Origin of the sequence: Paraburkholderia sp. SIMBA_030 (assembly GCF_046535245.1) — a bacterium.
Classification (GTDB): domain Bacteria; phylum Pseudomonadota; class Gammaproteobacteria; order Burkholderiales; family Burkholderiaceae; genus Paraburkholderia.
Window position 1 is genome coordinate 1 of sequence record NZ_JAWRXB010000949.1, and the last position, 258, is coordinate 258.

Sequence of the window (258 nt, forward strand, 5' to 3'; positions counted from 1 at the left end):
CAGACAAGGTACGATTGAAATTAGTGAAAATGTGCAAATTAACACAGAGAGCATTACCACTAATACAACCAATATCGCGACCAATACGACAAATATTGCTACGAATACCAGCAATATCATGACCAATACTACGAGTATCGAAACCAATACGCTCAACCACTGCAGGCTTACTGATGTCAGCGGCTATAAGCGTATCTATGACATCCGATCCCATTTGTGCCATTGCCTGCGTGTAGTAGCCTTCTCCGCAGCCAATAT

1 protein-coding gene is annotated in these 258 nt (G+C 42.6%); it reads right to left on the reverse strand.

Annotation, left to right across the window (positions count from 1 at the left end; all coding sequences use genetic code 11):
* A partial coding sequence (locus tag SB772_RS42820; protein WP_410838873.1) for a hypothetical protein occupies positions 1-258 on the reverse strand: 258 nt, incomplete at both ends.